The organism is Tepidamorphus gemmatus (genome assembly GCF_004346195.1).
In the GTDB taxonomy this organism is placed as follows: Bacteria; Pseudomonadota; Alphaproteobacteria; order Rhizobiales; family Tepidamorphaceae; genus Tepidamorphus; species Tepidamorphus gemmatus.
Map to the genome: position 1 here is coordinate 161,184 of NZ_SMAK01000006.1, position 21,672 is coordinate 182,855.

Below are 21,672 nucleotides of genomic sequence, written 5' to 3' on the forward strand. Positions count from 1 at the left end.
GCGGCCCGTGGCCGCCCCCCCCCGAAGCTGTGGCGGTGGGCCGGCAGGTCTCAGTAGACCTCGTGCGTGCCCGCCCCCCAGACATATATCGCCGCGAACAGGAACAGCCAGACCACGTCGACGAAATGCCAGTACCACGCTGCCGCCTCGAAACCGAAATGGTGGTTCGGCTTGAAGTGGCCGGCATAGACGCGCAGCAGGCAGACGATCAGGAAGATCGTCCCGATCAGCACGTGTGCGCCATGGAAGCCGGTCGCCATGAAGAAGGTGGCGCCGTAGATATGGCCGCTGAAGGCGAATTCGGCGTGGGTGTACTCGAAGATCTGCACCATGGTGAACAGCACGCCGAGGGCAATCGTGCAGATCAGGCCCCACTTGACGCCGTTGCGGTCACCCTGCAGCAGCGCATGGTGCGCCCAGGTGACCGTGGTTCCCGAGGTCAGCAGGATCAGCGTATTGAGCAGCGGCAGGTGCCAGGGATCGAATGTCTCGATGCCGACCGGCGGCCAGACGCCGCCCGTCACCTCGACGCGGGAATACTGGGCGGCGGCATCCGGCCACAGCGCCACGTCGAAATAGGCCCAGAACCAGGCGACGAAGAACATCACCTCGGAGGCGATGAACAGGATCATCCCGTAGCGCAGGTGCAGCTGCACGACCGGCGTGTGGTAGCCGCCGTGCTCGGCCTCGTTGATGACGTCCCGCCACCAGGAGATCATCGTGTAGAAGATGCCGAGCATGCCGACGATGAGCACCCAGGGGCCCATGTCGTGCATGAACATCACCATGCCTGTCGCCGCGACGAGGCCCGACAGGGCGCCGACGAACGGCCAGGGGCTCGGATCGACAAGATGGTAGTCGTGGTTCTTAGCGTGGGCGTCCGCCATGGTTCCTCGTCCCCTCGTCAGGTCGCGCCTCCGATTAGCGCGGCCTGCTCTGACTATCAAGCCTCACAGCCGGCCCGTTCCGGGCGCCGCCCGGTCGTCCGACGCTGCCGCGTACGGCCTGTCCGCCGACCCGTCCGTCACCGGATAGAAGGTGTAGGACAGGGTGATCTCGCCGATGCCGCGGGCGTTCTTGTCCTCGACGATCGCCGGATCGACAAAGAACACCACGGGCATATCGACATCCTCACCAGGCGCCAGTGGCTGCTCGGTGAAGCAGAAGCACTCGATCTTGTTGAAGTAGATGCCCGCCGCCGGCGGTGACACGTTGAACGTCGAGGTGCCGACCGTCGGCGCCGCGCCGAGATTGCGCGCATGGTAGGCGACCTGACCCGTCTCGCCGATGCGCAGGGTCATGGTACGGCGCTCGGGACCGAAGCTCCACGGCAGGCTGCCCGCCACATTGGCATCGAAGCGGATGGTGATGGTGCGGTCGAGAACCGTGTCGGAGGCTGCCTCGGCGCGCTGCGTCGTGCCGCCATAGCCGGTGACCTGGCAGAACAGCCGGTAGAGCGGAACCGCGGCGTAGGCCATCGCGACCATGCCGGCGACGAGGATCGCAAGCGACAGCGCGACGCGCGCATTGGCGCGGCTGTTGCGGCGTCCGGGATCGGCGGACGGGTGCATCATCGCCAGGTCCTCATATCGGTCTCTGCAGCACGCCCGGCCCGAGCCGGACCAGCGTGACCAGATAGAACAGGATCACCAGGCCGGCGAGCGCCAGGCCGATGGCGACGGAGCGGCGGCGGCGGCGGCGCTGCTGCTCCTCGGTGAGGACGATTCCGTCTTCGGGCGTGTTGCCGGTCATCCGTCACGCTCCGATCGCCGGAAGACCCGCGAGCCGCTCGGCAAGCAGTGCCGCAAACAGGGCGAACAGATACAGGATCGAGAACCCGAACAGCCGTCTGGCGACCGGCCCGACCACCTGACCACCGCCCCACCGCAGTCTCCAGGCAAGGCGCAGAAAGATCGCGCCAAGGCCCGCGGCGACGGCCAGATACAGCCAGCCGGCGAACCCGAGACCGGCCGGCACCAGACCGAGCATCACCAGGATCAGCGCGTAGACGAAGATCTGCCGACGGGTCTCGTCGATACCGGCCACCACCGGCAGCATCGGCACGCCTACGCGCGCGTAGTCGCCCGAGCGCACCAGCGCCAGCGCCCAGAAATGCGGCGGCGTCCAGAAGAAGATGATCGCGAACAGCACCAGCGGCTCGAGTGAAATCTGGCCCGTCGCCGCCGCCCAGGCGATGACCGGCGGGAAGGCTCCGGCAGCGCCGCCGATGACGATGTTGTGCGGTGTCGAACGCTTCAGCCACATCGTGTAGACGACGGCATAGAAGAAGATGGTGAAGGCGAGCAGCCCCGCCGCCAGCCAGTTGGTCGCCAGACCCAGCACCACAACGGAGACGGCGGACAGGACGAGACCGAACGACAGCGCCTCGCTGGGCTCGACCGCGCCCGTCGGGATCGGCCGCTCGCGGGTGCGAACCATCACCCGGTCGATGTCCGCGTCGTACCACATGTTCAGCGCCCCGGCCGCGCCGGCGCCCACCGCGATCGCGAGGATCGTGGCGAAGGCGATCACAGGGTGCGGCACGGTGGGGGCGAGCGCGAGGCCGACGACCGCCGTGAACACCACCAGCGACATCACCCGCGGCTTCAGCAGCGCGACGAAATCGCCGACGCCGCCGCGCCCCACGAGCTCGGAGGCGGTCGCGTCAAGGTTCAGTCTGGCATCGCTCATCGGGCGTCGGGGTCCGTCCGGAGGTCATCTGGTGCCGCCGGCCCGGGGCCGGCGGCAGCGGCTGCCTCAGCTGATCCTCGGCAGCGTGTTGAACTGGTGGAACGGCGGTGGCGACGAGAGCGTCCACTCCAGCGTCGTTGCACCGGCGCCCCACGGATTGTCGGCGGCCTTGACCTTCCTCATGAACGCCTGGGCGACACCGAAGAAGAACACCAGCGCGGCCACGGCGGAGATGTAGGAGCCGATCGACGAGACGAAGTTCCACCCGGCAAAGGCGTCAGGATAATCGACATAGCGGCGCGGCATGCCGGCGAGGCCGAGGAAGTGCTGCGGGAAGAACACCAGATTGACGCCGACGAACGTCAACCAGAAGTGGAGCTTGGCGATCCCCTCGGAATACATGTAGCCGCTCATCTTCGGGAACCAGTAGTACCACGCCGCGAAGATGCCGAACATCGCGCCGAGGGACATCACGTAGTGGAAGTGTGCGACGACATAGTAGGTGTCGTGCAGCGAGCGGTCGACGCCGGCGTTCGACAGCACCACGCCGGTGACGCCGCCGATGGTGAACAGGAAGATGAACCCCACCGACCACAGCATCGGGGCGCGGAACTCGATCGAGCCACCCCACATCGTCGCGATCCAGGAGAAGATCTTGATGCCGGTCGGCACCGCGATGATCATCGTGGCGGCAACGAAGTAGGCCTGCGTGTCGACATCGAGGCCGACCGTATACATGTGGTGGGCCCACACGACGAATCCGACGACGCCGATCGCGACCATGGCGTAGGCCATGCCGAGATAGCCGAATACCGGCTTGCGCGAAAAGGTCGCCACCACCTGGCTGATGACGCCGAAGGCCGGCAGGATGATGATGTACACCTCGGGATGGCCGAAAAACCAGAACAGGTGCTGGTAGAGGATCGGATCGCCGCCGCCCTCCGGCGAGAAGAAGGTCGTGCCGAAATTGCGGTCGGTCAGGAGCATGGTGATGGCGCCGGCCAGGACCGGCAGCGCCAGCAGCAACAGGAAGGCGGTCACCAGGCACGACCAGACGAACAGCGGCATCTTGTGCAGCGTCATGCCCGGGGCGCGCATGTTGAAGATCGTGGTGATGAAGTTGATCGCGCCGAGGATCGACGAGGCGCCGGCCAGATGCAGCGAGAAGATCGCGAAGTCCATTGCCGGGCCGGTGTGGCCGGTCGTCGACAGCGGCGCGTAGATCGTCCAGCCGGCCCCCACGCCATGGCCGTCGGCGGTGCCTGGAACGAACATCGAGATGACGAGCAGGACGAACGCCGCCGCCAGCAGCCAGAACGAGATGTTGTTCATGCGCGGGAAGGCCATGTCCGGCGCGCCGATCATCAGCGGCACGAACCAGTTGCCGAACCCGCCCATCAGCGCCGGCATCACCATGAAGAACACCATGATGAGCCCGTGGCCGGTGACGAACACGTTGAACATCTGGCCGGACCCGAAGAACTGCAGACCCGGCTCCATCAGCTCGAGGCGCATCATCACCGACAGGAAACCGCCGACGAGGCCGCCGATCATCGCGAGGATCAGATAGAGCGTGCCGATATCCTTGTGGTTCGTCGAGAGCACCCACCTGCGCCAGCCGGTCGGATGGTCCGCATGCCCGTCATGGGCGGCCGCATAGATTGCCATGATCGTTCAGTCCCTGTTGTCCCGTGTTCCGCCCGAAGCTCAGTCCGTCACCCGCAGGCTGGCGACTGCGCTGCCGCCCTTGCCGAGCGACGCCGTCTGCTCCTGGATCCAGGCCTCGTACTCCTCCTGCGTCACCACCCGGACGGCGATCGGCATGAAGGCGTGATCGCGGCCGCACAGTTCCGAGCACTGCCCGTAATAGACGCCGGTCTTCTCGGCGCGGAACCAGGTCTCGTTCATCCGGCCCGGCACGGCATCTACCTTCGAGCCGAACGAGGGAATCGTCCAGGAGTGGATGACGCCCATCGGATCGGCGGTCACCAGAAGCTTCACCACCTTGCCGACCGGCACGACCATCTCGTTGTCGACCGCCAGCAGTCGCGGCTGGCCGGGCTGCAGCTCGTCGTCGGTCAGCATCAGCGAATCGAAGCTGATGCCGTGGTCGGGATATTCGTAGCTCCAGTACCACTGGTAGCCGGTGGTCTTGATCGTGACGTCGGGCTCCGGGGTCTCCATCTGAAAGTAGAGCAGCCGGAACGACGGGATGGCGATGATCACCAGGATCAGCACGGGGATGACCGTCCAGGCGACCTCGAGCAGCGTGTTGTGCGAGGTGCGCGAGGGTACGGGATTGCGCGCCGCGTTGAAGCGCAGGATGCAGTATGTCAGCAGCGCCAGGACGAACAGCACGATCAGCGTGATGATGACCAGCAGCATGTTGTGGAAGCTGATGATCGACTCCATCACCGGCGAACCCGCCGGCTGGAGACCGAGCTGCCAGTCGCGCGGCTGCTGCGCCAGCGCCGCCGTCGCCGCCGTCGCCATTGCCGAGGCGGTTGCCAGAACCGCGGCGAAACGCCGTGTCGAAGCCATCTAGAGTCGCTCCCTTGCCCTTGCTTCCGGCTGCCCGTCACTGCCCCTTCCGCACATGGCGCGATCGACGATGCGGGGGGCAGGAGCGGGCCTGCCTTAAAATCACACTTCCGCCATGCTCGGCAATGACCTTGCCCAGCTTCCGGCGCGACAAATTTCCGCACGGCGCGTTGCCCGGTACCCGACTGTCGGGGAGCCGCTTGACAGGTTCGGGGCGTTTGCTACGCACCACGCCAGATGCCCGGCGCGCAGGCGCAGGCGCAACAGCGAAGGACGACCGAACATGGCACACGGATCTGGGCCGGATCGGACGGCGACGTTTCGCCGCAGGCTGATCGCGGCTGCCGGACTGGCAGGGGCGGGATTGATGGGAATGCTCGCGCCCGCGGCGGCGCAGGGCGAACTCAAGACCCAGTACGGCGACTGGCAGATTCGCTGCGACACGCCGCCCGGCGCGCAGAATCAGCAATGCGCCCTGATCCAGAGCGTGACCGCCGAGGACCGTCAGAATGTCGGGCTGACCGTCATCGTGCTGAAGACGGCCGACGGGCGCGACCACATCCTCAGGGTGTTGGCGCCGCTCGGCGTGCTGCTGCCAACCGGCCTCGGGCTGAAGATCGACGACAAGGATATCGGGCGGGCGCAGTTCATCCGCTGCCTGCCGAATGGCTGCGTCGCCGAGGTGATCATCGACGAGGAGCTGGTCAGGACGCTCGAGGGCGGCAATCTGGCGACCTTCATCATCTTCCAGACGCCGGAGGAAGGCATCGGCATCCCGATGTCGCTCGGCGGCTTCACCGAGGGCTACGCAGCCCTGCCGTGACCTGACGGCCAATCAACGGAAAGGGTTCGTGATGGGACGGATTGCCGACGAGGCTGCGCTGCGGGCGATCTACGGCGAGCCGAGCACGGTCGCCGTCGGCAAGCAGCTCGACCGGCTCGATGCCCATTGCCGCGCCTTCATCGCGTTGTCGCCGTTCTGCGTGGTCGCCACGCAAGGGCCGGACGGCCTCGGCGATGCGACACCGCGCGGCGATGCGCCCGGCTTCGTCGGAGTGCTCGATGAGCGGACCGTGGCGCTGCCCGACCGGCCAGGTAACCGACGGCTCGACACGATCACCAACGTCCTCGGGAATCCGGGTGTCGGCCTGCTGTTCCTGATCCCGGGATTCGACGACACGCTCCGCGTCAACGGCATCGCCGAGATCCGCGACGACGAGGACCTCCGCCAGCGGTTCGCTGTTGCGGACAAGCTGCCCGCGACCGTGATGCTGGTGCATGTGCGAGAGGCCTACCTGCACTGCGCCAAGGCGTTCATCCGCTCCAGACTGTGGGATCCTGCGGGGCGCGTCGAACGGTCGCGGCTGCCGAGCCTCGGCCAGATGATCAAGGATCAGGTCAACGGCGAGATCACCGTTCCCGATGACGCCGAGCTCGCCGCGCTCTACCGCAACGAACTGTACTGAGCTGCGCGGCACCCGCGACGGTGGAAATCCGCGCTCCGCGGGATTATCTAGCGCAGTTGCCGGCATCGGCCGGCAAGGGCCAGGCTCACGGGATGATGAACCGCTACGAACGACCGACCGCGCAGGGTGAGGCCGTGATCCAGTATCTGGACGGCGACTACCGCCTGCTGAAGCCCGGCGCCTATGTGCGCTGCGCGGTCACCGGCAAGCAGATCCCGCTGGCCGAGTTGCGCTACTGGAGCGTCGAGCGCCAGGAGGCCTATGCCGGGCCGGAGATCGCCGCACAGGTCTACGAGGAGAAGCTGCGGCGCCGGCCGGCCGGATCCTGATCGCCCGCCCCGCCCGGCAGCAGCGGGGTCACCCACCGCGGCCCGGCGCCCGGAAGCGCCGCCGATCCGAGCAAGCGCATGGCCGTCACATGGCTCGCGGCGACGTCAGGCGGGCGTTCAGCAGGGCATGCAGCGCGATTGCCGAGGGCTCGTCGAGGGCGAGCGTGACCGGAACCGCCACGGCAGCATCGGCAAGCGCCTTCAGGGCGCCGGACACCGGGGCGCCCAGCCGGACACGATCCTTTTCCGTGGTCACCGGGATCGCGCCGCTGCGCCGGAGGATCGCGAGGAGGCCGCGCGCATCGGCCTCGCTGAAGCGATGATGGTCCGGGAAGCCCCTCGCCTCCAGCACCTTCGCGCCGATGTCGCCCAGGGTGGCGAAGAATTTCTCCGGCCGGCCGATACCGGCAAAGGCGACGACCGGCCGAGCTGCAAGGGCGGTGGCCATCGCCGCATCCGGCCGGAGCACCCCGCGCAGCACCGTCAGACCGCGTGCACGCGCCATCGCCGCGACCTGTTCGCCCGGTTCGCCGGCACCGACGATGATCACCGCCTGCGCACGGGACAGCTGCGGGCCGAGCGGCAGCCGCAGCGGACCTGCCGGCAGGCACCAGCCGTTGCCGATCCCGTAGCCACCATCGATGACCAGCAGCGACAGATCCTTGGCGAGCCCCGGGTTCTGGAAACCGTCGTCCATGACGACGACATCGCCCAGCGTGGCCGCCAGACCGGCCCCGGCCGTCCGGTCGGGCGACACGACCACCGGCGCGTGCCGGGCGAGCAACAGCGGTTCGTCGCCGACCTCCGCGGCACCATGGACGGCGGCATCCACGACTGTCGGCTGCGCGACATTGGCGCCATATCCCCGGCTGAGGAACACCGGGCGTCGGCCGAGCGCCGCGAGCAGCCGGGCGATCAGGATCGCGGCCGGGGTCTTGCCCGACCCGCCGACCGTCGGATTTCCGACGCAGACGACCGGGACCGGCGCTCGTGCGGTCGGCGGACGGGCGAACCGACGGCCGGCGATCGCCGCATAGGGCAGCGACAGCGGCCACAGACAGGCGGCGCGCCAGTCCGGCCGCGGGCCGCTCCAGAAGCGGGGCGCCCGCACTGCGCTACTCCCGCGCCATGGCGAGGAGCAGCGGGTCGAGAGCCGTGACCACGCGGTCGAGGGCACCGGCGAAGGCGGCGACGGCGCGGCGCGCCGCATCGGCCCGCAGCGCCGCCGAGGCCGGTGTCTCGATGAGCCGTTGCACCTTGCTGGCCAGGTCGATCGCGCTGGTAACGAGCTCGGCGCCGCCGGCAGCCTGAAGTGCCGCATAGACCTCGGCAAAATTGCCGATATGCGGCCCATGCAGGATGGCGGTGGACAGCTTGGCAGGCTCGATCGGGTTCTGCCCGCCGTGGCGGACCAGCGAGCCGCCCATGAATGCGACCGGCGCGAGCGCATAGACGAGACCGAGTTCGCCGATGGTGTCGACGACATAGACGTCGATTTCCGGCCCCGGCAGTGCCCCCGACGACCGCAGCATGGCCGACAGGCCACGCGCAGCGGCAGCAGCGACGATGTCGGAGCCGCGTTCGGGGTGGCGGGGCGCGACGATTGCCAGCATGCCCGGGTGCCGCTCGCGCAGCAGCCGCTCGGCATCGAGCACCGCCTCATCCTCGCCGGGGTGGATGCTGGCCACCGCCCAGCGCGGACGGTCGCGCAGGACTGCCCTCAGTCGGCCGAGCTCCACCGCCGAGGCGCGTGGCGGCGGCACGTCGTACTTGAGGTTGCCCGTCCAGCAGACCGGCCCGGCGCCGAGCTCGACCAGGCGCCCGGCGTCGAGCTCTGATTGGGCCAGGCACAAGTCGAAGCGCCCGAGCAGCGTCCGGGCCATGCCCGGCGCCCGCCCCTGCCAGCGCCGGAACGAGCGGTCGGACATCCGCGCGTTGACCAGGGCCAGGGAAGCTCCGAAAGCCCCGGTCTCAAGGATCATGTTGGGCCAGAGCTCGGATTCGACGAACACCGCCAGCCCAGGCCGCCAATGATCCAGAAAGCGTCGGACGAAGCGACGGGCATCGAGCGGCGCGTACTGATGCACGGCATGGTCGCCGAGCCGGGCTGCAGCGAGGCGGGCGGAGGTCACCGTCCCCGTCGTCAGCACCACCGACACGGCGTGACGGGCGATGATGGCGTCGATCAGCGGCAGCACGGAGACGGTCTCGCCGACGCTCGCCGCATGTACCCAGACGAGCGGTCCGGGCGGACGATCGACGGTCGCGATGCCGTAGCGTTCGCTGCGCCGTCGCGGATCTTCCTTGCCGCGCCGGGTCCGCCAACCGAGAATCGGACCGGCCAGCGGATCGGCGAGGGCGGTCGCCGCGCGATAGACGATCAGCAGGGGCGAGCGGCCGGTTTCAACGGGCGGGGCCATCGACGATCTCGTAGGCACGGGCCGTGCAGGCCTCGAGGGCCTGCTCGACGGCCAGCCGGGCCGCTTCGAGCCCGTCGCGGTCGGCATCGGCGGCCACGAAGATGGGATCTCCGGCGACGGCGGCTCCGGGGCCGAACGGCAGATTGACCGCCGCCCTGTCCCAGCTGCGCATAACCTTGCGATAGCGGGTGGCGATGGCGACCGGGACGATCGGCCGTCCCGATTGCTGGGCCAGCTTGACGACACCGAGCCCGCAGCGGCGCGAGATCTTCGGCACGTCGGCGGTCAGCGCCACGTTGATGCCCTGCTCGAGCGACTGCAGCATGGCGCGGAAGGCGGTTGCGCCACCCTTGACGTGGAACTTGCCCTTGGTGTCGCCGGAGCCGCGGATTGTGCCGATGCCAAGACGCTCGGCCGCCTGGGCATTGATCTCTCCATCGCGGTGACGCGAGATCAGCACCCTGGCGCGATGGTACGGCCGCTTGATGAACGGCGTCAGGAAATGCTGTCCATGCCAGAATGCCAGGATCACCGGCTGTTCGCGATCGATCCGCTCGTAGATGTCGGGCGGTTCGATGGTGAATCGGCTGGTCCGGTAGACCAGCTTCAGATAGGCGGCGATCAGCACACCCGCCGCAACCTGGACCGACCGGGCGGACGTGATCCGCTTCAGCATCGCTCCGCGCCGGACTCAGGCACTGGCCGCGCCCGCGCGGCGAGGCTTGCCGTGCTTCGGCGTGTCGTCGTTGCTGCCGAACTGGGTGCGATGCAGGCGCGCATAGGCGCCGCCGAGGGCGACCAGCTCGTCGTGGCTGCCGCTCTCGATGACCCGGCCGGCCTCCATGACGTGGATGACATCGGCCTTCTTCACAGTCGACAGCCGGTGCGCGATCATGATCACCGTGCGGCCCTTCAGAAGCTCGTCGAGCGCCTTCTGGATCTGCGCCTCGGCCTCGGAATCGAGCGAGCTGGTCGGCTCGTCGAGCAGCAGGATCGGGGCGTCGCGCAACATCGCGCGCGCGAAGGCGATGCGCTGGCGCTGGCCGCCGGACAACAGACCGCCCGCCTCGCCGACCGGCGTGTCGTACCCCTTGGGGAAGTTCATGATGAAGTCATGCGCATAGGCCGCCTTGGCGGCCGCGATCATCGCTTCTTCGCTCGCCCCCTCCGAGCCGTACATGATGTTGGCGCGGATCGTGTCATCGAACAGCACCGGCTCCTGGGTGACGAGCGCGCTGGCAAGGCGCACGCTGGAGATGGTGGCGTCGGCGATCGGCTGGCCGTCGATCAGGATGCGGCCCGACTGCGGGTCGTAGAAGCGCAGCAGCAGGTTCAGAACCGTGCTCTTGCCCGCACCCGACGGCCCGACCAGCGCCACGCGCTGGCCCGGCCTGACCAGCAGGTCGAGCGCCCGCAGCACCGGCTCGCCGTCGCGGTAGGCGAACGACACCTGCTCGAAGCGAATCTCCCCGGAAGTAACCTTCAGCGGCAACGCCCCGGGCACCTCGCGGACGCGGCTGTCGAGATCGATGATTCCGAAGACGCGGTTGGCAGCGGCCACCCCCTCCTGAAGCATCGTCTGCAGCGCGGCGACCGCCTTCATCGGCTGGTACATCAGCATCGCGGCGGTGACGAAACCCATGAAGTGGCCGGCGGTCAGCGCGCCGTGAATGCCCTGATAGCCGCCATAGAATATGGCGAGCGCAAAGCCGACGCCAGTCAGCGCCTCGACGATCGGTCCGGACGAGGCCTTGGTGCGCACCGAGCGCATGATGAACTCGAGCGTGCGGTCGATGATCCGGCGCGCCCGCTCCGTCTCGTGCTCCTCGCGGTCGTAGGCCTTGACGACGCGGATGCCGGTCAGCGTCTGCGAGACCAGGATGCCGAGATCGCCGGTCTCCTGGAAGGTCTTGGTGGCAGAGACATGCACCCGCCGACGCTGGCGGCCGAGCACGCGGATGGCGAAGGGAATGGTTATCATCGCCACGATCGAGAGGCGCCAGTCCATGTAGACCATCGCGCCGGTCAGCATGACCACCTTGAGGATGTTCTGGCCGAGCGCCACGATCGCGAGGCTTGCCGCCTCGCGGATCGCCAGCACGTCGTTCATGAAGCTCGAGACGAAACGGCCGGAATGGGTGCGCTGCAGCCAGCCGAGATCGGCCTGGGTCAGGCGCTCGAACATCTCGACACGCAGGTCGGCGACGATGCGGTTGCCGACATAAGCCTGACCGACGGTGGCGAAGTACTCCGAGCCGGCCTTCAATCCGACAAGGATGACGACGAGCAGCGGCAGGACGTACAGCATCCGCTCGTCCTTGCCGAGAAAGACGTCGTCGGCAGCCATCTGCATCAGGAACGGCAGCGAACCCGTCGTTGCCGCCGAGATGCCCATTGCCGCGAAGCAGCCGATCAGCAGCCGCTTGCGTGGCAGCAGGTGATCGCGCACCAGCCGCCGCACGACCTGCCAGGTCGACAGATTCGAGGCGTGCAGGCTGTCGTCGATCCGGTCGACCGCGCTGCTGTCGCTGAAGACGTTCGATACCACGCGTGTGTTCCTCGGAGCCTTGCCCGTCCTGCAGCTGCCGGTGGCGGCAACTGCGTTCTATAGCGTAACCGCCGCCCCGTCATCCGCGACGCTGCATCCGCGACGCTGCGGCTGCCCCCTGCGGCGACCTCGCACCCCGCCCCGCCTCAGCACATGGTTCCTGCGTCAGCTCCCCGAGGCTGCATCAGGGTCCAGCAGGCGATGCAAATGGACGATGAAATAGCGCATCTCGGCGTTGTCGACAGTCCGCTGCGCCGCCTCCTTCCAGGCATCGTAGGCCGTCCGGTAGTTCGGAAAGATGCCCACGATGTCGAGCTTGCCCAGATCCTTGAACTCGATATCGGATACATCCTTCAGCTCGCCGCCGAAGACCAGATGCAGAAGCTGTCTGGAGTTGGTGTCTTCGCTCATTGCGGTTTCCCCTGCAGACGGGCCGGCGACAGGCCGACCGCCGAAACGATGCTCGCATGCAGCGGCTCGCCGGCCGCCACCAGCGGCGGATGCCGCAGCGTCCCTGCGTTGAGCCGGACCGGCGCGCCGCTCGCGTCCGTGACGCGGCCGCCTGCCTCCTCGATCAGGACGAGGGCGGCCGCGATGTCCCAGTCGGCGCTGCCGGATGTCGCCAGGGCGCCGTCGACGGTCCCCGCGGCGACGTTGGCGAAGCGGTTGGCGAGCGACTTCATGAACACCTGCACCGGCGTGAAGCCGGGTGCCGACAGTCCCGTCTGACGCAGCGCCTTGCGGCTTGCGACAACCCGGGCGCGGGCCGCCTCGGCGGGATGGGAGACCGCCAGGGGAACGCCATTGCGGTAGGCCCCGCCGCCGGTGCGCGCGCTCCACAGTTCGTCGCGCACCGGGTTGTAGAGGACGCCGACGACTGCGGCCGGGCCTTCGGCGACGGCGATCGACACCACCCACTCGTCGCCGCGATCGATGAAGGCACGGGTGCCGTCGATCGGATCGACGATGAACCGCCGGCCCGGCCGCAGCCGCGATCCGTCATCGGGGTGTTCCTCCGAGAGCCAGCCATAGGCCGGCCGCGCCGCCATGAGCCGCTCGCGCAGGAACGCATCGACGGCGATATCGGCTTCGGTCACCGACGTGCTGTCCGGTTTGGTCCACTGACGCGGTGCGCCCCGGAAATGGGCGAGCGCCAGCGCGCCGGCCGCACGGGCCGCCTCGGTGAGGAGCTCGAGATCGTCGATATCCTGGGAGGCCAAGTGCATGTCCTTGCGGTGCGGCCTGCCGGCGGCCGGACCTTGGTCCGGAGGCCCGCCGGGGGTCCGGAGGCCCGCCGGGGGTCCGGAGAACTACCGGGCGTGTTTAGTGTCGCGCATGACGGCTATCAAGCGGCAGTCTCACGGTCACTGGGATTTAACTCAACCGTTTAAGCGGATTCGAAGATTTCCCTGCCATCCTGCGAACCCGAAGACGGGCACCAGACAAATCAACAGGGCCCGCAGGGAGAATTTCGATGAGGCGTCAAACCGCGGGCACCTGCGAGGTGCCCCGGGGGTCGGGCCGGTCCATCCGGCTCGATCCCTTCGCGCTGCCGGCACGGGTGACGTTCACCAGCGTCGCCCGCAACGGCTCCGCGGTGCATACGGTGGTGCTTGGTCGGGAGACCGTGATGATCCACCGTGTCGGCGAGGGGCGGATCCCGCTGACCATCAGCGTGCCGGTCTCTTCATACCGCGGAATCCTGCTCAGTACAGGGGACGACGGCGGGATGCCGTCGATCATGCTGAGGCTGTTGCACCGCAACAACGATCTGGTGGTGCCCCTGCGGGCCGGGGGCGACACGGACGATGCCGTCGTCGACTGGAGCGCATGGGGCCGGATGCTGCGACGCCCGCTGCTGTTCGAGGACGCCGATGGCTGCATCCGCGAACCCTACGAGCGCTTGGGCGGTGTCATCCTGCGACCGGTCAAGGCGCGGCGCGTCAACAAGTTCTTCGCCGAACGCCGACCGATGATGCTGTGCAGGCGGCAGGTCGGCGGCCGCCCCTCCGGGGTCATCCATCGCGAGGACGAGATCATCGCACGCGACGTTGCCGATTGAGGCCATCGCGCCGGCTTGGCCGCCGCAAACGCTGATGCCGTCGAAGGTCGCGCGGGGCGCATCGGTGCCCCGCGGAAACATCGCCGGGACGTCCCGGCTCCGGTAGGGACCGGTCATCCGGCAGCCCGGTCAGACGCGAGCCCGACGCTCAGGCCGGCCATGTGGACCAGCAGGCCGGCCCCGAGGAAGCGCTCCACGGCATCGTGCAGCGCCGGCATCACGACGATCGCGGCGCCGCGCGGTCCGCCCCGTCGGATCAGCCCCTCACGCTCGGCATCACGCAGCACCGACAGCACGTGACCGCGCGAGACGTGGAATCGCCTGGCCAGCTCGCTGATCGTCAGACGGATCGGAGCACCGCACGGACCCGCCGCCGTCTGTGCCTCGGCGGCGACCGAGATCAGGATGATGAGGCCGGCATCCCGTGCCGCGGCTGCGCGCAATTCCGGCGCATAGTCGATCATGCGCATGCCCTGCCAGTACATCGACGCCATGACACCGACCTGGGCCGCGACGAAAGCCGGATCGGCCAGGCGGTCGAGCGCGCGGCGCGCGCTCGGATCGAGCAGCGCGATGGCCTCGATGAAATGGCGCCAGCGATCGGCGTGCGTCGCGAGCAGTTTCTTGGTGGGGACGAGTCGGCGGACGCGCCGATCCCTGCCCGGCACGACGGAAAGAAAGCCGAACAGCCTGAGCGCGCCGAGCATCGCGGTGACGCGACCGGGGCTGCAGACGCCGGTCTCGACGCACACCTGCTTGAGCCGCGTCGCCGTCAATCCTCCCGTGTCCGCGCCGTTGTGGTGCAAATCGAGGATCAGCAGTCCGATCAGCGCCCGGCCACGGTCGTTGAGAATGCGGTTGAGGATCCGGTTGCCGCCGTAGTGCGCGGTCAGTCCGGCCATCAGCCGGGAACAGGCCTCGGCGAATCCCGCCACATGGCGCAGCGCTTCGATCTCGGCGATCGTCGGCGGCCGCACACTACCGACGCCGGCTGGACGACGGCCGACGAGATCAATCTTTGACATTGGCCGGAGCCGGCTCATCGCGCCAAAGTTCGTCCCGGCGGACGCCCAGCTTCCGGGCGGCCGCGGATCGATTCGAGGCACAGGAGATCCGATCCATGCCCAGGACAGTTGCCGCCACGCTGGTGCTCGCCGCCGCCACGCTCTCCAGCGCCGAAGCTGCCGTCGTCTACTGCACCGCGCCCGGCATCCCGGTCGGCTGCGTGGTCGCGCCGAACACCGTCGTCGTCGATCCGGTCGTCGTCAACCCGGGCGGGGTCGGCGGGCCGGCGTCGGGCGTGGGCGTCCTGCCGGGCGCGGGCGCGGGAGCGGCCGGCGTCGGGCTGACGCGCGGCGTCGGCGTCGGCGCGCCGGGTGCAGCGCCCGTCAATCTCGGCGGTCCCGTCAATCGCGCCGGACGACGTTGAACGCCGCGAGGGCGATCGGGCGGATTCTCGCGTCCTGCTGGTCATTGCCTCCCATCACACTCCAAACCGCGTCCAAAGCCAAGGAGGACTTGTACATGCTCCGCACCATGATTCTCGTTGCCGGCTGCCTTGCCGCCAGCGCCGCCGTCGCCGGCCAGCAGCAGGCCGACCAGTGCGCTGCCGGACTCAGCGGCGATTCGAAGACGATCTACGACGCTGTCGCACCGACCGCAGCCTCGGCGCCCGATCTGCGGGCCGCCATCACCGATGCCACCAAGTCTCTGGTGATGGCCGGCAAGGTCAGCCGCTCGTCGGCGAAGGGGGCGGCGGAAGCCGCCGGAGCCTGCCTGGCGCACCTGAAGTCCTGAACTGCGCCTCACGCGCACGTCCAATTCCGCCTTGCCGCCGCGTCCGCGCTTACGCCGGGCGCGGCGTTGCCTATACTCGCCCGGCGAGGCTCGCAGCAACCGGCGCGGCCGCGACCGTGGCGACGACAATGGAACCGATCCGAATCACCGCCTCGATCTCGATCGAGGAGAGCGAACTGGAGGAGCGCTTCGTCCAGGCGTCGGGTCCGGGCGGACAGAACGTCAACAAGGTCGCATCGGCCGTCCAACTTCGCTTCGACGTCGCGGGCTCCAGGTCGCTGCCCGAGGATGTGCGCACACGGCTGAAGTCGCTCGCCGGTCGCCGGCTGACGCGGGACGGCGTCCTCGTCATCGACGCCCGCCGCCACCGCACCCAGGAGCGCAACCGCCAGGACGCGCGACAGCGGCTCATCGCGCTGATCCGGCGCGCCGCCGAGCGCCCCGCTCCCCGCCGCCCGACCCGGCCCACGCTCGCCTCCAAGAAGCGCCGGCTCGAGGCGAAGAGCGCGCGCTCGGCGATCAAGAACCGGCGGGCAAGACCCGAAGTCGAGTAGGCGGTGAGACCGGAGAACGGCTTGATCGGCGAAACCAGCGGTAATAGTTCTCTGCTGGCGCCCGGCGCCGCGGCGAGAGCGCGTCGGGGAGCAGGAACGGGATCACGGTTCGCGTGGTTCTGGACGTGGTGGGGTATGCCGATGTCGCAAGGACATGTCGATCTGTTGGCTGCGCATCAGCCACGCTTGGAGCGCCTCAGTCGCCGGTCGTTCCTGGCCGGAGCCGCTGCCGCACTCTGCGCGCCGGGGCTCGCCGGTTGCGCGACCTCCGGTGGCATGACCCGTGCCGAGGCGGCGCTCGCCTACGGGCCGTTGCCCGACGAGCCGTTTCCCGTTCCGGCCGTCGATCTCGATCGGCTCGACCCGAAATTCTATCGCCGCAGGGTCAAGTTCGAGACCGATGCGGCACCCGGCACGATCGTCATCGACCCGGGCAACTACTACCTCTACTTCGTCGAGGAAGGCGGCTTCGCGACCCGCTATGGCGCAAATGTTCCTCGCCCCGAATTCCTGTGGCACGGAACCGCCTATGTCGGTCGCAAGGCGGAGTGGCCTGTCTGGACGCCGACCCGCGACCAGATCGGACGCGATCCCGAGCTCAAGAAGTATGCCGGCGGGATGCCGCCCGGCCTCGACAACCCGCTCGGTGCGCGCGTCCTCTACCTGTATCAGGACGGCAGGTACACGCTCTGCACGATCTACAGCACGATCTATCCGCATACGATCGGACAGGGCGTCTCCAGCGGTTGCGTCGGCCTCCTCACCCAAGACATGATACACCTCTACGCGCGCACGCCGGTCGACACCGAAGTCGTCATCCTGCCGGCATAGGACGGATCTGCTAGAACACCCGCAGCTAGAACACCCGCAGCGCCGCATCCGCGACCAGGCCGGCGAACACGATCCAGCCGTAGTCGCGGTTGGCGCGGAACAGCGTCAGACAGCGGGCCGGATCGTCGTAGCGGAAGGTCGCGACCTGCCAGGCGAGGTGGACGGCGCCGAGCGCGAGGCCGAGGAAGGCCGGCAAGCCGCCATCTGCCGCCGCGATGGCAAGGCCGAACAGGATCGTCGCCACCGCATAGAACAGCGCCAGCATCTCGCGCGTCCGCGATCCGAACAGCCGGGCTGTCGAGTGGACGCCGACGAGGACGTCATCCTCGATGTCCTGATGGGCGTAGATCGTGTCGTAGCCGATGGTCCAGGCGATGCCGCTGAGATAGAGCAACACCGGGGCGAGATCGAGCGAGCCGAAGGCCGCCGCCCAGCCCATGAAGGCGCCCCAGTTGAAGGCGAGGCCGAGCACGAGCTGCGGCCACCACGTCACCCGCTTCATCAGCGGATAGACGAGCACGATTGCCACCGAGCCGAAGCCGACGGCGACCGCAAACGCGTTGAATTGCAAGAGCACCAGCAGACCGATCAGGCAGAGCCCGGCCATGAACGCGGCGGCCTCACGGACGCCGACCTGACCAGAGGGGATCGGCCTGAGCCGCGTCCGCTCGACCCTGGCGTCGATGTCGCGGTCGACGATGTCGTTCCAGACGCAACCGGCGCCGCGCATGGCGACCGCTCCGATCAGGAACAGCAGGAGGTGCCAAGGGTTCGGCCATGGCAGGCCGCCGGCGATTGCCGCGAGCGCCGCCGACCACCAGCACGGCCACAGCAGCAGCCACCAGCCGATCGGCCGGTCGAGGCGGGCCATGCGCAGATAGGGCTTCGCCCAGACCGGCGCGATGCGCGCCACCCAATGGTCCCGCACGGCGTCGATGGTGGCGGTGGGATCGCTCATCCCGCCAATCCCCGACTGAGCATCATCGGGCGCGATGGACGCGCGACCGATCGCTGTCTTCCGTTGCCCCCTGCGGCGCGGTCGGCACCGTCCATCCCCTGCCAAGGCCGGGCGCGCATACCGTGCGCCGGGGTCGCCTCGGCCAGCGGGCCCAGAGCCCCCGACGCAACGCCGTGGCCCGCGAGCGGCTGACCGTTGGCGGGATCGTCGTCTGTCCTCGGCGTGATGTCTGGCTGCGCCATCGGTCCTGTTCGGGGCTTCAATCGGATCGCGGTGGACGGTAGACGAGGCCCCGGGAAAAATCGAGACCGGGCTGCACCGGCAGGAGCCGCCATGACCAAGCCGCCTCGCCTGTTCATCGACGCGCCGCTCGCCACCGAGGGCACGATCACGCTTGCGGCCGAGCAGGCGCATTACCTGACCAATGTCATGCGCCGGCAGGAGGGCGATCCGGTCATGCTGTTCAACGGTCGCGACGGCGAATGGCTCGGCACAATCCGGCGGCGTGGCCGCAAGGTGGTAGAGGTGGCGCTCGCGAGGCAGGAGCGTGACCAGGCCAGCCCACCCGACATCCATTACTGCTTTGCGCCGATCAAGCGCGCGAGACTCGACTTCATCGCCCAGAAGGCGACCGAGATGGGCGCGTCGCGACTGCAACCGGTGCTGACACGACATACCGTGGCCGAGCGGGTCAATGTCGAGCGGCTTACCGCCAATGCGATCGAGGCGGCGGAGCAATGCGGGGTCCTGTGGGTGCCCCAGGTGGCGGAACCGATCACCTTCGAGCGCTTCCTCGCGGATCGCGATCCGACCCGCGCGCTGGTCTTCTGCGACGAGGCGGCTGCGGTCGCCGATCCCATCGCCGCCCTGGCGCGGGTGCCGTTCGGGCCGCTTGCGGTGCTGATCGGCCCGGAAGGCGGCTTTGCGGACGAGGAGCGGACCGCGCTGCTGGCTGCGCCCAACGTCACGGCGATTTCGCTGGGGCCGAGGATCATGCGCGCCGACACCGCCGGCATCGCCGCGATGGCGCTGGTGCAGGCCGTGCTGGGCGATTGGCGCGGTCATCAAGGCCGCTGATGGTTCCGATCAGCATCCGATGATTGCTTGAACCGCTGCTCTATGTATGGTGCGCGACCTGCCACGGTTCCTCCGAGTACCCAATGGCCCGAGACCAGACCGACACGACGCCGCTCGAAACCCGCGACGAGCTGATCGACTACATCGCCGCCGGCGCCAAGCCGCGCTCCCGGTTCAGGATCGGGACGGAGCACGAGAAGTTCGGCTTCTACACCGCAGATTGCTCCCCGGTTCCCTATGGCGGCGACCGGGGCATCGAGAAGCTGCTTGAGAACATGCAGCTGCTGCTCGGCTGGGAGCCGGTGACGGATGGCGGCAGGATCATCGGCCTGCTCGATCCGACCAAGGGCGGCGCGATCTCGCTCGAGCCGGGCGGCCAGTTCGAGCTTTCGGGCGCTCCGCTGGAGACGATCCACCAGACCTGCCGTGAGGTGAATTCCCACCTCGCCCAGCTGCGCGAGGTGGCCGAGCCGCTCGGGATCGGCTTCCTCGGCCTCGGCTTCTCGCCGAAATGGACGCTCGCCGAGACGCCGCGCATGCCCAAGCAGCGTTACGACATCATGACCGCCTACATGCCGAAGGTCGGCAGCCTCGGCCTCGACATGATGTACCGAACCTGTACGGTGCAGGTGAATCTCGATTTCGAGTCCGAATCGGACATGGTCGAGAAGATGCGGATCGGGCTCGCGCTGCAGCCGATCGCCACCGCCCTGTTCGCCAATTCGCCCTTCACCGAGGGCAGGCCGAACGGCTTCCAGTCCTACCGCAGCGAGATCTGGCGGGATACCGATCCCGACCGTACCGGAATGCTGCCTTTCGTCTTCGACCAGGGGTTCGGTTACGAGGCCTATGTCGACTATGCGCTCGACGTGCCGATGTACTTCGTCAAGCGCGGCGACGTCTATCATGACGTGGCGGGGGCCTCGTTCCGCGACCTGATGGCGGGACGGCTGCCGCAGCTGCCCGGCGTGCGCGCCACGCGGTCGGACTGGGTGAATCACCTGACGACGATCTTTCCCGAGGTGCGGCTGAAGCGCTACATCGAGATGCGCGGTGCCGATGCCGGACCGTGGCGCAGCCTGTGCGCACTGCCGGCACTCTGGGTCGGGCTTCTCTACGACAGGACCGCCCAGGACGCGGCCTGGCAGCTGGTCCGGGACTGGACCGCCGAGGAGCGGCAGGCGCTGCGCGATCAGGTGCCGCGCACCGCGCTGAAGACGCGGTTCCGCAACCGCACCGTCCAGGACATCGCCCGCGAGGTCGTCGAGATCGCCTATCAGGGTCTCGTGCGTCGCGGCCGGGGACATGGCGGCGAGGCCAACGAGGCCCGCTTCATCGAGGACCTGCGCGAGATCGCCGAAACCGGCGTGACGCCGGCCGACCGGCTGCTCGCGGCCTATGCCGGACCCTGGCAGGGCGACATCGACCGCGTCTTCCGCGAGCACGCCTATTGACCGCCGCCAGCGACCGGCAGGCGCCAGCGCCGGACTTCGGCTGGACCGGGTTCACGCTCTACGCGCTGACCGTGTTCTCGTGGTCGACCAGCTGGTTCGCGATCAAGATGCAGATCGGGCCGGTACCGGTGCTCGACTCGGTACTGTACCGGTTCGTCATTGCTGCGGCGGCGATGCTTGCCTGGGTGGTGCTGTCGGGCCGCAGGGTGCGCTTTCCGGCACGTCTGCACATCCGTTTCGCGCTGATGGGCGCGCTGATGTTCTCGACCAACTTCGCGCTGTTCTACGTGGCGGCGCAGTGGCTCACCTCCGGCCTGCTGGCCGTGGTGTTCTCCTTGGTGACGGTGCTCAACCCGATCAGCGCCGCGCTGTTCCTCAAGGAGCGGATCGAACCGCGGGTGCTGCTGGGCGCGCTGATCGGAATTTCGGGCATCGCCCTTATCTTCGGTCCCGAGGTGGCGCGCCCGCAGACCGGTCTTGCGGCGCTCGCCGGCCTCGCCTGCGCGGCCGCCGGCACCATCTGCTTCTCGCTCGGCAACATCGTCGCGACCACCGTCCACCGCGAAGGCCACCCGGTCATTTCCTCCAACGCCTGGGGCATGATCTACGGCGTCGGCGTGCTGGCGGCGGTCGTCGCCGCGGTCGGCGATCCACCGGTATTCGACACCAGCACCAGCTATGTCGTCTCGCTCGTCTGGCTGGCGACGGTGGCGACCGTCGTGCCGATGTGGAGTTACCTGACGCTGATGCGACGCATCGGGCCGGGCCGGGCGGGCTACGCGACGGTCATGTTCCCGATCGGAGCGCTTGTCATTTCGTGGCTTTTCGAGGGATACGAATGGAACTGGATGGCGATCGCAGGGCTGGGCCTGGCGATCGTCGGCAATCTGTTCGTGCTCGGGCGCATGCGGCGCCCGGTGTGAGGGCATAGGGCCGGGGGTTGA

At 68.3% G+C, this 21,672-nt stretch carries 25 protein-coding genes; 11 read left to right on the forward strand and 14 right to left on the reverse strand.

What is annotated here, in order from left to right; genetic code table 11:
• Positions 1 to 50 precede the first annotated feature (50 nt).
• The 6 genes from EDC22_RS11355 to coxB form a co-directional block, all read right to left on the reverse strand.
• The gene (locus EDC22_RS11355; protein WP_132806774.1) at positions 51 to 887 is read right to left on the reverse strand and encodes a cytochrome c oxidase subunit 3; all 837 of its coding nucleotides are present in this window, start codon (positions 885 to 887) and stop codon (positions 51 to 53) included.
• A gap of 63 nt (positions 888 to 950) precedes the next feature.
• Positions 951 to 1,571, reverse strand: coding sequence for a cytochrome c oxidase assembly protein (locus EDC22_RS11360; RefSeq protein ID WP_132806868.1), 621 nt, complete (start codon positions 1,569 to 1,571; stop codon positions 951 to 953).
• A gap of 13 nt (positions 1,572 to 1,584) precedes the next feature.
• Positions 1,585 to 1,752, reverse strand: coding sequence for a hypothetical protein (locus EDC22_RS17935; protein WP_165926879.1), 168 nt, complete (start codon positions 1,750 to 1,752; stop codon positions 1,585 to 1,587).
• A gap of 3 nt (positions 1,753 to 1,755) precedes the next feature.
• Positions 1,756 to 2,691, reverse strand: a complete 936-nt coding sequence (locus EDC22_RS11365) for a heme o synthase (RefSeq protein WP_132806775.1) — start codon at positions 2,689 to 2,691, stop codon at positions 1,756 to 1,758.
• Positions 2,692 to 2,757: 66 nt separating this feature from the next.
• Complete coding sequence (ctaD, locus tag EDC22_RS11370) at positions 2,758 to 4,359, reverse strand: cytochrome c oxidase subunit I (protein WP_132806776.1); 1,602 nt, start codon at positions 4,357 to 4,359, stop codon at positions 2,758 to 2,760.
• A 39-nt stretch (positions 4,360 to 4,398) separates the two neighbouring features.
• Complete coding sequence (gene coxB / locus EDC22_RS11375) at positions 4,399 to 5,232, reverse strand: cytochrome c oxidase subunit II (protein ID WP_132806777.1); 834 nt, start codon at positions 5,230 to 5,232, stop codon at positions 4,399 to 4,401.
• Between the two features lie 283 nt (positions 5,233 to 5,515).
• Here coxB and EDC22_RS11380 point away from each other — a divergent pair, with 283 nt between their 5' ends.
• From EDC22_RS11380 to EDC22_RS11390, 3 genes are all read left to right on the forward strand, one after another.
• Positions 5,516 to 6,055, forward strand: coding sequence for an invasion associated locus B family protein (locus EDC22_RS11380; protein ID WP_132806778.1), 540 nt, complete (start codon positions 5,516 to 5,518; stop codon positions 6,053 to 6,055).
• A gap of 31 nt (positions 6,056 to 6,086) precedes the next feature.
• On the forward strand, positions 6,087 to 6,698 hold the full coding sequence (locus tag EDC22_RS11385) for a pyridoxamine 5'-phosphate oxidase family protein (protein ID WP_132806779.1): 612 nt from the start codon (positions 6,087 to 6,089) through the stop codon (positions 6,696 to 6,698).
• Positions 6,699 to 6,793: 95 nt separating this feature from the next.
• Positions 6,794 to 7,027, forward strand: coding sequence for a DUF2093 domain-containing protein (locus tag EDC22_RS11390; RefSeq protein WP_207903759.1), 234 nt, complete (start codon positions 6,794 to 6,796; stop codon positions 7,025 to 7,027).
• Between the two features lie 85 nt (positions 7,028 to 7,112).
• Here EDC22_RS11390 and lpxK read toward each other — a convergent pair whose 3' ends face one another.
• The 6 genes from lpxK to EDC22_RS11420 form a co-directional block, all read right to left on the reverse strand.
• A complete protein-coding gene (lpxK, locus tag EDC22_RS11395; RefSeq protein ID WP_245499728.1) occupies positions 7,113 to 8,138 on the reverse strand; it encodes a tetraacyldisaccharide 4'-kinase in 1,026 nt (341 codons plus the stop codon).
• A gap of 4 nt (positions 8,139 to 8,142) precedes the next feature.
• Complete coding sequence (locus tag EDC22_RS11400) at positions 8,143 to 9,447, reverse strand: 3-deoxy-D-manno-octulosonic acid transferase (RefSeq protein ID WP_132806782.1); 1,305 nt, start codon at positions 9,445 to 9,447, stop codon at positions 8,143 to 8,145.
• Positions 9,431 to 10,123 carry a lysophospholipid acyltransferase family protein gene (locus EDC22_RS11405; protein WP_132806783.1) on the reverse strand — a complete coding sequence of 231 codons (693 nt, stop codon included), beginning with the start codon at positions 10,121 to 10,123 and terminating at the stop codon, positions 9,431 to 9,433. The genes EDC22_RS11400 and EDC22_RS11405 overlap by 17 nt, the downstream gene beginning before the upstream one ends.
• Before the next feature lie 15 nt (positions 10,124 to 10,138).
• Complete coding sequence (locus EDC22_RS11410) at positions 10,139 to 11,995, reverse strand: ABC transporter ATP-binding protein (RefSeq protein ID WP_132806784.1); 1,857 nt, start codon at positions 11,993 to 11,995, stop codon at positions 10,139 to 10,141.
• Between the two features lie 165 nt (positions 11,996 to 12,160).
• Positions 12,161 to 12,406, reverse strand: a complete 246-nt coding sequence (locus tag EDC22_RS11415; protein ID WP_132806785.1) for a DUF4170 domain-containing protein — start codon at positions 12,404 to 12,406, stop codon at positions 12,161 to 12,163.
• A complete protein-coding gene (locus EDC22_RS11420; RefSeq protein ID WP_207903760.1) occupies positions 12,403 to 13,215 on the reverse strand; it encodes a 3'(2'),5'-bisphosphate nucleotidase CysQ in 813 nt (270 codons plus the stop codon). The genes EDC22_RS11415 and EDC22_RS11420 overlap by 4 nt, the downstream gene beginning before the upstream one ends.
• Positions 13,216 to 13,469: 254 nt before the next feature.
• On the opposite strand from EDC22_RS11420, the gene EDC22_RS11425 reads away from it, so the two are divergent.
• Positions 13,470 to 14,057: a DUF6101 family protein gene (locus EDC22_RS11425; protein ID WP_132806787.1), complete on the forward strand. Its 588-nt coding sequence runs from the start codon at positions 13,470 to 13,472 to the stop codon at positions 14,055 to 14,057.
• A gap of 113 nt (positions 14,058 to 14,170) precedes the next feature.
• Here EDC22_RS11425 and EDC22_RS11430 read toward each other — a convergent pair whose 3' ends face one another.
• Positions 14,171 to 15,082 carry a hypothetical protein gene (locus EDC22_RS11430; RefSeq protein ID WP_132806788.1) on the reverse strand — a complete coding sequence of 304 codons (912 nt, stop codon included), beginning with the start codon at positions 15,080 to 15,082 and terminating at the stop codon, positions 14,171 to 14,173.
• Positions 15,083 to 15,177: 95 nt separating this feature from the next.
• Between EDC22_RS11430 and EDC22_RS11435 the strand changes: the two genes are divergently transcribed.
• From EDC22_RS11435 to EDC22_RS11450, 4 genes are all read left to right on the forward strand, one after another.
• Positions 15,178 to 15,486 (forward strand): hypothetical protein, encoded by a 309-nt coding sequence (locus EDC22_RS11435; protein ID WP_207903761.1) that lies wholly within the window; start codon positions 15,178 to 15,180, stop codon positions 15,484 to 15,486.
• 95 nt (positions 15,487 to 15,581) lie between these two features.
• Complete coding sequence (locus EDC22_RS11440; protein WP_132806789.1) at positions 15,582 to 15,854, forward strand: hypothetical protein; 273 nt, start codon at positions 15,582 to 15,584, stop codon at positions 15,852 to 15,854.
• 128 nt (positions 15,855 to 15,982) lie between these two features.
• A complete protein-coding gene (gene arfB, locus EDC22_RS11445) occupies positions 15,983 to 16,408 on the forward strand; it encodes an alternative ribosome rescue aminoacyl-tRNA hydrolase ArfB (RefSeq protein ID WP_132806790.1) in 426 nt (141 codons plus the stop codon).
• A 135-nt stretch (positions 16,409 to 16,543) separates the two neighbouring features.
• Positions 16,544 to 17,239 carry a L,D-transpeptidase gene (locus EDC22_RS11450; RefSeq protein ID WP_483754797.1) on the forward strand — a complete coding sequence of 232 codons (696 nt, stop codon included), beginning with the start codon at positions 16,544 to 16,546 and terminating at the stop codon, positions 17,237 to 17,239.
• Between the two features lie 25 nt (positions 17,240 to 17,264).
• Here EDC22_RS11450 and ubiA read toward each other — a convergent pair whose 3' ends face one another.
• Entirely contained in the window at positions 17,265 to 18,197 is a 933-nt protein-coding gene (gene ubiA, locus EDC22_RS11455; protein WP_132806792.1) for a 4-hydroxybenzoate octaprenyltransferase, read from the reverse strand.
• Between the two features lie 333 nt (positions 18,198 to 18,530).
• Here ubiA and EDC22_RS11460 point away from each other — a divergent pair, with 333 nt between their 5' ends.
• From EDC22_RS11460 to EDC22_RS11470, 3 genes are all read left to right on the forward strand, one after another.
• Positions 18,531 to 19,274: a 16S rRNA (uracil(1498)-N(3))-methyltransferase gene (locus EDC22_RS11460; protein WP_132806793.1), complete on the forward strand. Its 744-nt coding sequence runs from the start codon at positions 18,531 to 18,533 to the stop codon at positions 19,272 to 19,274.
• A gap of 83 nt (positions 19,275 to 19,357) precedes the next feature.
• Positions 19,358 to 20,728, forward strand: a complete 1,371-nt coding sequence (locus EDC22_RS11465; protein ID WP_132806794.1) for a glutamate--cysteine ligase — start codon at positions 19,358 to 19,360, stop codon at positions 20,726 to 20,728.
• Complete coding sequence (locus EDC22_RS11470; RefSeq protein WP_245499729.1) at positions 20,725 to 21,651, forward strand: DMT family transporter; 927 nt, start codon at positions 20,725 to 20,727, stop codon at positions 21,649 to 21,651. Before EDC22_RS11465 ends, EDC22_RS11470 begins: the two co-directional genes overlap by 4 nt.
• Positions 21,652 to 21,672 lie beyond the last annotated feature (21 nt).

Coding starts and splice junctions, on each gene's coding strand:
- EDC22_RS11355 (WP_132806774.1), bottom strand. CDS start 887: ATGGCGGACGCCCACGCTAAGAACCACGACTACCATCTTGTCGATCCG.
- EDC22_RS11360 (WP_132806868.1), bottom strand. CDS start 1,571: ATGCACCCGTCCGCCGATCCCGGACGCCGCAACAGCCGCGCCAATGCG.
- EDC22_RS17935 (WP_165926879.1), bottom strand. CDS start 1,752: ATGACCGGCAACACGCCCGAAGACGGAATCGTCCTCACCGAGGAGCAG.
- EDC22_RS11365 (WP_132806775.1), bottom strand. CDS start 2,691: ATGAGCGATGCCAGACTGAACCTTGACGCGACCGCCTCCGAGCTCGTG.
- ctaD (WP_132806776.1), bottom strand. CDS start 4,359: ATGGCAATCTATGCGGCCGCCCATGACGGGCATGCGGACCATCCGACC.
- coxB (WP_132806777.1), bottom strand. CDS start 5,232: ATGGCTTCGACACGGCGTTTCGCCGCGGTTCTGGCAACCGCCTCGGCA.
- EDC22_RS11380 (WP_132806778.1), top strand. CDS start 5,516: ATGGCACACGGATCTGGGCCGGATCGGACGGCGACGTTTCGCCGCAGG.
- EDC22_RS11385 (WP_132806779.1), top strand. CDS start 6,087: ATGGGACGGATTGCCGACGAGGCTGCGCTGCGGGCGATCTACGGCGAG.
- EDC22_RS11390 (WP_207903759.1), top strand. CDS start 6,794: ATGAACCGCTACGAACGACCGACCGCGCAGGGTGAGGCCGTGATCCAG.
- EDC22_RS11400 (WP_132806782.1), bottom strand. CDS start 9,447: ATGGCCCCGCCCGTTGAAACCGGCCGCTCGCCCCTGCTGATCGTCTAT.
- EDC22_RS11405 (WP_132806783.1), bottom strand. CDS start 10,123: ATGCTGAAGCGGATCACGTCCGCCCGGTCGGTCCAGGTTGCGGCGGGT.
- EDC22_RS11415 (WP_132806785.1), bottom strand. CDS start 12,406: ATGAGCGAAGACACCAACTCCAGACAGCTTCTGCATCTGGTCTTCGGC.
- EDC22_RS11425 (WP_132806787.1), top strand. CDS start 13,470: ATGAGGCGTCAAACCGCGGGCACCTGCGAGGTGCCCCGGGGGTCGGGC.
- EDC22_RS11430 (WP_132806788.1), bottom strand. CDS start 15,082: ATGTCAAAGATTGATCTCGTCGGCCGTCGTCCAGCCGGCGTCGGTAGT.
- EDC22_RS11435 (WP_207903761.1), top strand. CDS start 15,178: ATGCCCAGGACAGTTGCCGCCACGCTGGTGCTCGCCGCCGCCACGCTC.
- EDC22_RS11440 (WP_132806789.1), top strand. CDS start 15,582: ATGCTCCGCACCATGATTCTCGTTGCCGGCTGCCTTGCCGCCAGCGCC.
- arfB (WP_132806790.1), top strand. CDS start 15,983: ATGGAACCGATCCGAATCACCGCCTCGATCTCGATCGAGGAGAGCGAA.
- EDC22_RS11450 (WP_483754797.1), top strand. CDS start 16,544: ATGCCGATGTCGCAAGGACATGTCGATCTGTTGGCTGCGCATCAGCCA.
- ubiA (WP_132806792.1), bottom strand. CDS start 18,197: ATGAGCGATCCCACCGCCACCATCGACGCCGTGCGGGACCATTGGGTG.
- EDC22_RS11460 (WP_132806793.1), top strand. CDS start 18,531: ATGACCAAGCCGCCTCGCCTGTTCATCGACGCGCCGCTCGCCACCGAG.
- EDC22_RS11465 (WP_132806794.1), top strand. CDS start 19,358: ATGGCCCGAGACCAGACCGACACGACGCCGCTCGAAACCCGCGACGAG.